The sequence below is a fragment of the Methylobacterium sp. WL8 genome (assembly GCF_008040045.1).
GTDB lineage: Bacteria > Pseudomonadota > Alphaproteobacteria > Rhizobiales > Beijerinckiaceae > Methylobacterium > Methylobacterium cerastii.
This window is the reverse complement of record NZ_VRVF01000115.1, coordinates 1-9,325: the sequence shown is the minus strand read 5'-3', so window position 1 is coordinate 9,325 and position 9,325 is coordinate 1. Positions and strand designations below refer to the sequence as shown.

The 9,325-nt window shown below is 71.8% G+C and carries 10 protein-coding genes and 1 pseudogene; 7 read left to right on the top strand and 4 right to left on the bottom strand.

Annotated elements, in window-relative coordinates:
• Both FV234_RS26835 and FV234_RS24250 read left to right on the top strand, forming a co-directional pair.
• A pseudogene (locus tag FV234_RS26835) lies at nt 1–110 on the top strand (transporter); the annotation flags it as partial.
• A 205-nt stretch (nt 111–315) separates the two neighbouring features.
• On the top strand, nt 316–876 hold the full coding sequence (locus tag FV234_RS24250; RefSeq protein WP_147754815.1) for a fasciclin domain-containing protein: 561 nt from the start codon (nt 316–318) through the stop codon (nt 874–876).
• Between the two features lie 141 nt (nt 877–1,017).
• Here FV234_RS24250 and FV234_RS24245 read toward each other — a convergent pair whose 3' ends face one another.
• Together FV234_RS24245 and FV234_RS24240 are read right to left on the bottom strand one after the other, a co-directional pair.
• Nucleotides 1,018–1,770 (bottom strand): anti-sigma factor, encoded by a 753-nt coding sequence (locus FV234_RS24245; RefSeq protein ID WP_147762575.1) that lies wholly within the window; start codon nt 1,768–1,770, stop codon nt 1,018–1,020.
• A complete protein-coding gene (locus FV234_RS24240) occupies nt 1,767–2,318 on the bottom strand; it encodes a sigma-70 family RNA polymerase sigma factor (RefSeq protein ID WP_147762574.1) in 552 nt (183 codons plus the stop codon). Before FV234_RS24240 ends, FV234_RS24245 begins: the two co-directional genes overlap by 4 nt.
• Nucleotides 2,319–2,645: 327 nt before the next feature.
• Between FV234_RS24240 and FV234_RS24235 the strand changes: the two genes are divergently transcribed.
• The 5 genes from FV234_RS24235 to FV234_RS24215 all read left to right on the top strand — a co-directional run bounded on the left by FV234_RS24235 (nt 2,646) and on the right by FV234_RS24215 (nt 7,612).
• Nucleotides 2,646–3,620, top strand: coding sequence for a S1C family serine protease (locus FV234_RS24235; RefSeq protein ID WP_147762573.1), 975 nt, complete (start codon nt 2,646–2,648; stop codon nt 3,618–3,620).
• 165 nt (nt 3,621–3,785) lie between these two features.
• Complete coding sequence (locus FV234_RS24230; protein ID WP_147762572.1) at nt 3,786–4,091, top strand: hypothetical protein; 306 nt, start codon at nt 3,786–3,788, stop codon at nt 4,089–4,091.
• 417 nt (nt 4,092–4,508) lie between these two features.
• Nucleotides 4,509–4,655: a DUF1127 domain-containing protein gene (locus FV234_RS24225; protein ID WP_147754277.1), complete on the top strand. Its 147-nt coding sequence runs from the start codon at nt 4,509–4,511 to the stop codon at nt 4,653–4,655.
• Between the two features lie 58 nt (nt 4,656–4,713).
• Nucleotides 4,714–6,186, top strand: coding sequence for a methylenetetrahydrofolate--tRNA-(uracil(54)-C(5))-methyltransferase (FADH(2)-oxidizing) TrmFO (gene trmFO, locus FV234_RS24220; RefSeq protein WP_147762571.1), 1,473 nt, complete (start codon nt 4,714–4,716; stop codon nt 6,184–6,186).
• Nucleotides 6,187–6,307: 121 nt separating this feature from the next.
• The gene (locus FV234_RS24215; RefSeq protein WP_147754279.1) at nt 6,308–7,612 is read left to right on the top strand and encodes an MFS transporter; all 1,305 of its coding nucleotides are present in this window, start codon (nt 6,308–6,310) and stop codon (nt 7,610–7,612) included.
• A gap of 200 nt (nt 7,613–7,812) precedes the next feature.
• On the opposite strand, the gene FV234_RS24210 is transcribed toward FV234_RS24215, so the two are convergent.
• Both FV234_RS24210 and FV234_RS24205 read right to left on the bottom strand, forming a co-directional pair.
• Nucleotides 7,813–8,340 carry a GNAT family N-acetyltransferase gene (locus tag FV234_RS24210; protein ID WP_147762614.1) on the bottom strand — a complete coding sequence of 176 codons (528 nt, stop codon included), beginning with the start codon at nt 8,338–8,340 and terminating at the stop codon, nt 7,813–7,815.
• An 89-nt stretch (nt 8,341–8,429) separates the two neighbouring features.
• The coding region (locus tag FV234_RS24205; RefSeq protein ID WP_147832173.1) for an HWE histidine kinase domain-containing protein at nt 8,430–9,325 on the bottom strand (896 nt) is incomplete at its 5' end.

The window sequence follows — 9,325 nt, the reverse complement described above, 5'->3', positions numbered from 1 at the left end:
GCCGCACCCGCGACAACTACTCCACCGACGGCTTCATCCGCCTGATCGCGCCGCTCTACTCGGTCGCAGCCCCGGCCCCCGCGCCGACCCCCCTCGTCCGCAAGTACTGAGAGCCGCACGACCCGACGGCCCGATCCGCGACGGATCGGGCCTGAAGCGAAAGACCGTCCGATCCACGAGGATCGGGCGGTCTTTCGTTTTCGGACGCTTGGCGGCGCCGGAAACGCGCCCGCGCCGAAACCTTTCCGCGCGACGTCCCGTAAGAGCGCCCGTAACCCCCGGTCGCCGGGGTCCTACGAACGGTCAGGACACGCCATGACGTCGCATCACGCTTCCCGCCTCGCCACCTTCGCGCTCGCGCTCGCCCTCGGCGCCGCGCCCGTCGCCGCCTTCGCCAAGAACCCGATGGTCGGCGGCGCGCCGATGTACGCCAACAAGACGATCGTCGAGAACGCGGTCAACTCCAAGGACCACACCACGCTGGTCGCCGCCGTGAAGGCCGCCGGCCTCGTCGACACCCTGTCGGGCCCGGGCCCGTTCACCGTGTTCGCGCCGACCAACGCCGCCTTCGCCCGGCTCCCGGCCGGCACGGTCGAGACGCTGGTGAAGCCCGAGAACAAGGCCACCCTCACCAAGATCCTGACCTATCACGTGGTCTCCGGCGTCTACACCGCCAAGGAGCTGATGGCCGAGGTCAAGAAGGGCGGCGGCGAGGCCCAGCTCAAGACCGTCGAGGGCGAGCCCCTGGTGGTCACCTCCAAGGGCAAGAAGGTCTACGTGACCGACGCCAAGGGCAACACCGCCACCGTGACCATCGCCAACGTGATGCAGTCGAACGGCGTCATCCACGTCATCAACGGCGTGCTGCAGCCCTGATGGCGCGGCCGCGGTCCGGCCCAGACGCCGGACCGCGGCACGATACGAAGAACGCCCCGGACCTCGCGGTCCGGGGCGTTCTTCGTTCGAAGGTCAGGACGTCTCGGCGTCAAGACATCCCAGGCCGCCGGGCCGTCCGCCTCACTCGCGGATCAGCGTGCCGGAATAGACCACGGGTCCGGTCGGCGTGCCGTTCGGCGAACCGCCGGGCGGCTCGACCGTGACGGCGATGAGTCCGCTCGCCGCGGTCTCCGCGGGCAGGGCGATCCGGGTCGCCGCGGGGCCGACGAGGCCGATCGCCTTGGGCGAGGCGCCGGCGCCGATGTACCAGAGCTCGAGGCTCTTGCCGGAGGGGGTCTCGGCGCCGACCGGGCGCACCTCGGCGGTGCCGGCTTTCGTATCGATCCGCAGCACCAGGGCCGGCAGCGCGCCGCCGCTCTGCACCACGGCGAGGTAGCGCGTGCCGGGCGCCGGCTCGTCGCGCCGGCCGCCGACCGCGACGAACAGCGCGAGCCCGGCGGCGAGCAGCCCCGTGCCGCCCGCGGCCAGGCGCCAGCGCCGGACCTGGGCGCCGAGGCGTATCACGCGGTCGTCGTTGGCGGGCGTGGGCGGATGCGCAGGCGAAGCCGCGGCAGCCCCCGGCGCCGCGGCGCGCGCCAGCGCCCCGGCGATCCCGGGCCAGACGTGGTCCGGCGGCGTCTCGTCCGGCACGGCGAGGGCCAGCGGCCCGAGGCGCTCCTCCCACGCCGTCACCGCGCGGGCGGTGGCGGGGTCGACGGCGCGCTCCAGCTCGAACGCGGCGCGCTCGTCGAAGGAGAGCGTGCCGAGCACGTATTCGGCGGCGCGCTGGTCGCGCTCGATTTCGGGTCCGGCACCCATGGATCCTGCGCTCATGCCTGCTCCTCCAGGCAGCCCTTGAGGGCGCCGAGCGAGCGGTGCAGCCAGGTCTTGATGGTGTTCACGGGACGGTCGTAGTGGCTGGCCAGCTCCTCGCGCGACCAGCCCTCGCAATAGGCCAGCATCACGCAGGCGCGCTGCGCCGCGTCGAGGCGGGCGAGGCAGGCCGTGAGCGTGCCGCGCCCGACGATCGCCGCCTCGGTGTCGTGCGGGTCGATGAGACGTTCCACCCAGTCCTCGCCGTCCTCGCGCACCGGTCCCTGGACCTCGCCCTTGCGGCGGATCCCGTCGATGGCGCGGTTGCGCGCGATGGCGCAGAGCCACGTCATCGGCCGCCCTGATTCAGGAGCGTAGGAACCTGCCGCCTGCCAGACCCGAAGGTAGACGTCCTGCAGCACATCTTCGGCCACGCTCCGATCCCGCTGGATACGCAGGATGACCCCGTAAAGTTTCGGTGAGGTCAGGTCGTAGAGCGTGCGCAGCGCGCCCGCGTCGCCGCCGGCGATCGCGCGCAGGATCCGCTGCAGGGTGGCGTCGTCGCCCAAAGATCGTCCCCCGTCCCGTTCGCAGGTCCTCCCGCCGGCGAGGGCGATCGATCGGGACCGTTGCGGCAAGGGTTAGCGCATTCTGCGGTGATGAGAAGCCGTGGCGCCCCGATTGCCGCGGTTCTCCCGCGGGATGCGAAAGCGGAAAGGCGGCATCCCATGACGGTCGCGCTCGCACGCCGCCGCCGCGTCGCCCTGCCGGGGTGTCGCTCGCCGACGGCGCGTCCTATCTCCCCTGATCAAGGTACGCCGCGTGCGTATCCGAAACATTCGACCGACCCTCCGGCCCCGCGCCGGAGCGCAGACATCTCGAAGGACCGACGCGGCATGGCCTCGCAGGGTGACTGGAAAATCCCGGCTTCGACGCAGCCGAAGCCGGGCGATTACGGCTACGACCTCGACCATGCGCTGGCGGCGATGGTCCAGCTCTCCGCCCGCGTGCCGGCCGAGGCCTTCACCGCCGAGACGCTCGGCACCGAGCGGGCGGGCAACGGCGTGGTCATCGGCGAGGACGGCCTCGTGCTGACCATCGGATACCTGGTGACCGAGGCCGAGAGCGTGTGGCTCACCACCAACGACGGCCGCTCCGTGCCCGGCCACGTCATGGGGTTCGACGCCGCGACCGGCTTCGGCCTGGTCCAGGCCCTCGGGCCTCTGGGCGTGCCGGCGCTCAAGCTCGGCTCCTCCGGCAGCCTGAAGATCGGCGACCGGGCGGTGGTGGCCGGGGCCGGCGGTCGCCAGCGCTGCGTCGCCGCGCAGATCGTCGCCCGGCAGGAATTCGCCGGCTACTGGGAGTACGTCCTCGACGAGGCGCTGTTCACCGCGCCCTCGCACCCGAACTGGGGCGGGACCGCGCTGATCGGCCCGGAGGGCGACCTCCTCGGCATCGGCTCGCTCCAGCTCCAGCAGGGCGGCACGTCGGGTCCGCGGGCGATCAACATGGTGGTGCCGATCGACCTGCTGCCGCCGATCCTCGACGACCTGACCTCGCGTGGGCGCGCCAACCGTCCGGCCCGCCCCTGGCTCGGCCTCTACGCCACCGAGAGCGAGGACGGCGTCGTGGTGATGGGGCTGGCCGACAACGGCCCGGCCGAGGCGGCGGACCTGCGCGCGGGCGACGTGATCGAGGCGGTGGCGGGCGAGCCGGTGGCGGACCTCGCCGACTTCTTCCGCAGCGTCTGGGCGCTCGGCGAGGCGGGCGTGCGCGTGCCGCTGACGATCCGCCGCGACGGCCGCGCGATGAAGCCGACCCTGGTCTCTGGCGACCGCGAGCGCTTCCTGATGAGCCCGCCGCTGCACTGACCCGGCCGCCTCGGCTTGGCTGCGAGGCTTGGCCACCAGGCTTGGCCACCAGGCTTGGCTGTACGCCCGACAACACGTCCGTCAGTGGAAATTCATCCGGGACGACGTAGATTTCCCGCTGCCCGGCCATTCCCTTCCTGGCCGGACATCGAAGGAGATCGCGTCATGACGCACGTGAAGACTTTTGGTGTGGCCGGCCTCGCCACGGCAGCCGGCCTGGCAGGAGCGGTGCTCCTCGCACCCGCCGCTCAGGCGCTGCCGCTGGCGCCGCTGTCCGGCGGCGCGCTGATCGAGACGGTCGCGGGCGGCTGCGGCCCCGGCTTCCACCCCAATCCCTGGGGCATGTGCCGGCCGAACTGGGGCCCGCGTCCGTACTGGCGGCGCCCGCCCGGCTACGGCCCCTACGGCTACGGCCCGCCGCGCCCGTTCTACGGCCGCCCGGCCTATTACGGGCCGCGCCACTTCTACTGAAACCCCGCACGGCCCGCACGCCGGGCCCTCCACGACGGCGCCGCATCGCGGATCTTCCGCGGTGCGGCGCCGTCGTTTTCAAGATCATCGCGCGGAACGACAGTCTTACGCGGGCGCATCGACCGGCGTCCCCGATTCAGCGCAGACGACCGCAAGATCATCCGCCCCGACCTGGCCATCCGAGCAGGCCACGACGCGCCCGCGACCTATGCGCGCGACTCCGCCAGCGCGGCAGCCTCGAAAACAGGCTTTCCAAAACCTTGCCAAATCGTTGTGCGGCGCATGTCGAAGCTGCATGGCAGGCTCACCGAGCGCGGCCTGCCGCTGCGCTGCAGCAAGCTTATATGTGCATTGCACCAACAAGAGGCATCGGTGCCCACGCGGTCGTCACCGTCTGCCTGAACAAAGGTCAATGTCATGTCCGCCGCCCGTAGCGTCCTCAGCCGTTTCCGCGCCTACCTCCGTTACCGCGAGACCGTCACCGAGCTGTCCCGCCTGTCCGATCGCGACCTCGCCGACCTCGGCATCAACCGCTTCGAGATCCAAGGCATCGCCCGCGGCTGATCTTCCGGACGTCTGCCGGCCCGTTGCTTCGGGCCGGCCCGTTCCGGTATCCCGGGGCATGTCCAGCTCTAGAAACACCATCCACGTCGTCGGCGGCGGCCTCGCAGGCTCCGAATCCGCCTGGCAGATCGCCGAAGCCGGCCACCACGCGGTCCTGCACGAGATGCGGCCGGTGCGCGGCACCGAGGCGCATCACGGCGAAGGCTTGGCCGAGCTCGTCTGCTCCAACTCCTTCCGCTCCGACGACCCGAACGGCAACGCCGTCGGCCTTCTGCACCAGGAGATGCGCACCCTCGGGTCGCTGATCCTGCGCGCGGCCGACCGGCATCAGGTCCCGGCCGGCGGCGCGCTGGCGGTCGACCGCGACGGCTTCTCCGCCGCCGTCACCGCCGCGCTCGAAGCGCATCCCAACGTCACCATCGTCCGCGAAGAGGTCGCCGGGTTGCCGCCGGAAGCCTGGGGGCCGTGCATCGTCGCCACCGGCCCGCTGACCGCGCCGTCGCTCGCCGAGGGGATTCGCGCGATCACCGGCGCCGACGCGCTCGCCTTCTTCGACGCCATCGCCCCGATCGTCCACCGCGACTCGATCGACATGGACAAGGCGTGGTTCCAGTCGCGCTACGACAAGGTCGGGCCCGGCGGCACGGGGGCCGACTACATCAACTGCCCGATGGACCGGGCGCAGTACGAGGCGTTCATCCAGGCCCTCGTGGACGGCGAGAAGATCGGCTTCAAGGAGTGGGAGGCCTCGACGCCCTACTTCGACGGCTGCCTGCCGATCGAGGTGATGGCCGAGCGCGGCGCCGAGACCCTGCGCCACGGCCCGATGAAGCCCGTCGGGCTCACCAACCCGCACGATCCTCAGGTGAAGGCCTGCGCCATCGTGCAGCTGCGCCAGGACAACGCGCTCGGCACCCTCTACAACATGGTCGGGTTCCAGACGAAGCTGACCTATTCCGAGCAGGTCCGCGTCTTCCGCACCATCCCCGGCCTGGAGAACGCGGAGTTCGCCCGCCTCGGGGGGCTCCACCGCAACACCTATCTCGACAGCCCGCGCCTGCTCGACGCGACCCTGCGCCTGAAAGTCCGGCCGTCGTTGCGCTTCGCCGGCCAGATCACCGGCTGCGAGGGCTACGTCGAGAGCGCGGCGATCGGCCTGATGGCCGGGCGCTTCGCCGTGGCGGAGGCCGAGGGCCGCGCCCTGGAGCCGCTGCCGCAGACCACCGCGCTCGGCGCGCTGATCGCCCACATCACCGGCGGCCACATCCTCGACGACGTGCCCGAAGAGCCGGGCGAGGAGACGGCCGAGGCGCTGGTGAAGGCGCCGGCCAAGCCGCGCTCGTTCCAGCCGATGAACGTCAACTTCGGGCTGTTCCCGCCGCTCGCCGCGATGCCGCGCAACGAGACCGGCAAGCGCCTGCGCGGGCCGGAGAAGGCGATGCTCAAGCGCCAGGCCCTGACCGACCGGGCGCGCGCCGACCTCTCGGCCTGGATCGCGGGCACGGTGCCCCAGGCGGCGGCCGCCGAGTAGCGGCTCCGCACGTCCGAACCATCACAAAAGTCCGGGAGACTCACGATCTCGCCTTGAGCCCGCGCCCGTCCCGGCGAACAGTGCTCCGAACGGCCGCGGCCGAAGCAGAGGGGGCGAGGCCGTGGCGGGATCATACGAGGGGTCGACCGGATCGAAGGTCGGGGCGGTGCTGCGGGTCACCAGCGGCAACTTCCTGGAGATGTTCGACTTCTTCCTGTTCGGCTTCTACGCGACCTACATCGCGAAGGCGTTCTTCCCGTCGGGCGACGCGTTCGTCTCGCTGATGCTCACCTTCATGACCTTCGGCGCCGGCTTCCTGATGCGGCCGCTCGGCGCGGTGCTGCTCGGCGCCTACGTCGACCGGGTCGGGCGCCGGAAGGGGCTGATCACGACGCTGGCGATCATGGCCGCCGGCACCGTGCTGATCGCCTTCGTGCCCGGCTACGCCACGATCGGGCTGCTGGCGCCCGGCCTCGTGCTGGTCGGGCGCCTGCTCCAGGGCTTCTCGGCGGGCGTCGAGCTCGGCGGCGTCTCGGTCTACCTGTCGGAGATGGCGACCCCCGGTCGCAAGGGCTTCTACGTCTCCTGGCAGTCGGGCAGCCAGCAGGTGGCGATCATGGCGGCGGCGGCGATCGGCTACGGGCTGAACCATGCCCTGATGCCGGAGCAGATGTCGGAATGGGGCTGGCGGGTGCCGTTCTTCATCGGCTGCGCGCTGGTGCCGTTCCTGTTCTACATCCGCAACTCGCTGGAGGAGACCAAGGCCTTCGCCGAGCGCAAGCACCGGCCGGAGGCGGCGGAGATCTTCCGGACGCTCGCCGCGAACTGGCGGATCGTGCTGCTCGGCATGCTGATGGTCGCGATGACCACGATCGCGTTCTACACGATCACCGTCTACACCCCGACCTTCGGCAAGAGCGTCCTGAAGCTCACCGACACCGACAGCCTGCTCGTGACCTTCTGCGTCGCGGTCTCGAACCTGTTCTGGCTGCCGGTGATGGGGGCGCTGTCCGACCGGATCGGCCGCAAGCCCCTGCTGATCGTGTTCTCGGCGCTCACCCTGCTCACCGCCTACCCGGCGCTCACCTGGCTCGTCGGGCACGTCAGCTTCGGGGCGATGCTCGCCGTGCTGCTGTGGTTCTCGTTCCTCTACGGCAGCTACAACGGCGCCATGGTGGTGGCGCTGACCGAGGTGGTGCCGGTGGAGGTCCGCACCGCCGGGTTCTCGCTGGCCTACTCGCTCGCGACCGCCCTGTTCGGCGGGATGACGCCGCTGGTCGCCACCTGGCTGATCGAGGCGACCGGCGACAAGGCGGCGCCGGGCCTGTGGATGTCGCTCGGCGGCGCCCTCGGGCTGTTCGCGACGCTGGTGATCTATCGCGGCGGCAAGGCGATGCCCGCCGGGGCGGCCGCTTCCGTGCGCTGAGGCCTGACGGTCCGCAGCCCGGCGCCTACGCCTGGGATGTCGCGTAACCGAACACGAAGCCGACGAATGTCAGGGCCGAGAGGCCGAACACCACGAGATCTTCACCCATTGCCGCCTCCGTTCCGATCGCTCCGAACGGACAAGCTTCGACGCGCCTCCGGGTTCCGGTCGCGGCCACGCGGTCGCGGCCACCCGGAGCATCAGCCGCACCGCAGCGCCATCAGCCGCCGGCCGGGGCGGTGGCCCTCCTCGCCGGTGTCGCGGAAGCCGAGCTTGGTCAGGAGGCCCCAGGAGGCGACGTTGCCGGGGCGGCATTCGGCGACGATCAGGCGGGCGGGGAAGCGGCGCGACAGCGAGCCCAGGATGCCCGTCACCGCTTCCGTGGCGAGGCCGCGCCCGCGGGCGGCGCCGCCGACCCAGTAGCCGATCTCGATCGCGCCGGGTCCGCGCAGGTGCGTGCCGACGACGCCGACGAGGGTCCGGCCCTCGCGCGTCCGCGCGCCGAAGAACCGGTCCTCGCGTCGCCGCCCGGAGGCGATGAGCGCGCGGGCGTCGGCCAGGGTGAAGGGCGCGGGCAGGAAGTCGACGGCGCCGGTGATCGCCGGGTCGTCAGTGAGGCTGCGCAGGGCCTCCGCGTCGTCGGGCGTCAGCCCGTCGATCGTCAGGCGCGCGGTCTCCAGACCGGGCAGGTCGCTCAAGCTGTCGGCTCTCGCGCGGCGGAAAAGCATCTGCACGGATGTGGGATCGGGTGGCGGTTCCCGAAAGAGACGCTTTGGCGGGGCGATCTCATCCCGCGCTCGTGCCGCGCCCCAGGGTCCTACTCGGCGGCCTCGAAGCCCGAGAGCGGCGCCTCGACGCGGCAGACCACCCCCTCGGGCTCGTAGGCGAGGCCGACAGACCCGCCGACCGCGCCGGCGAGGCCACGCTCGATCAGCCGCGACCCGAACCCTTTTCGCGTCGGCGCCGCGACCTTCGGGCCGCCGCGCTCGGTCCAGAGCATCCGCACCATCGCGTCGGCCTCGAGCGACCACGTCACGGCGACGCGACCGCCCGGCACCGAGAGCGCGCCGTACTTCACCGCGTTGGTGGCGAGCTCGTGCATCATCAGCGCGAGCGAGAGCGCCGCCTTCGGCCCGACCTCGATCGCCGGCCCGTCGAGGGCGAAGCGCCCGGCCTGGCCGTCGTCGTGGATCGCCAGCGCCCCGGCGATCACCGCGCCGATGCCGGCGCTCTCCCGCGCGCCGGTCAGGAGGATGTCGTGGGCCTTGCCCAGCGCGATCAGGCGGGCGGCCAGCGCCTCCTTGGCGGTCTCGAAGTCGGGCGCGTTGCGCAGCGTCTGCGAAGCGATGGCCTGGACCATCGCGAGGGTGTTCTTCAGGCGGTGGCTCAGCTCGCGGTTGCGCAGCGTCTGCTGGTCCTCGGCCTGGATCCGCCCGAGCGTGCCCCAGAGCCGTTCGGCGACCTCGCGCACGAAGGCGATCTCGCCGGCGGCCCAGTCGCGCGGGCCGCGATCGTGCACGAACAGCACCCCGGCGAGCCGACCGAGGCGGATCAAGGGCACGTTCACGGCGGCCTGCGCGCCCATGCCGGCATAGGCCGCGGCGTCGTCCGCGAGCGCCGGCTCGGCGATGTCGCGGATCGCCTGCGGCAGGCCCGAGGCCAGGCGCGCCAGGGTCTCGGGAAAGGCGGCGAGGGGGCAAGGCGGAAGGGGGC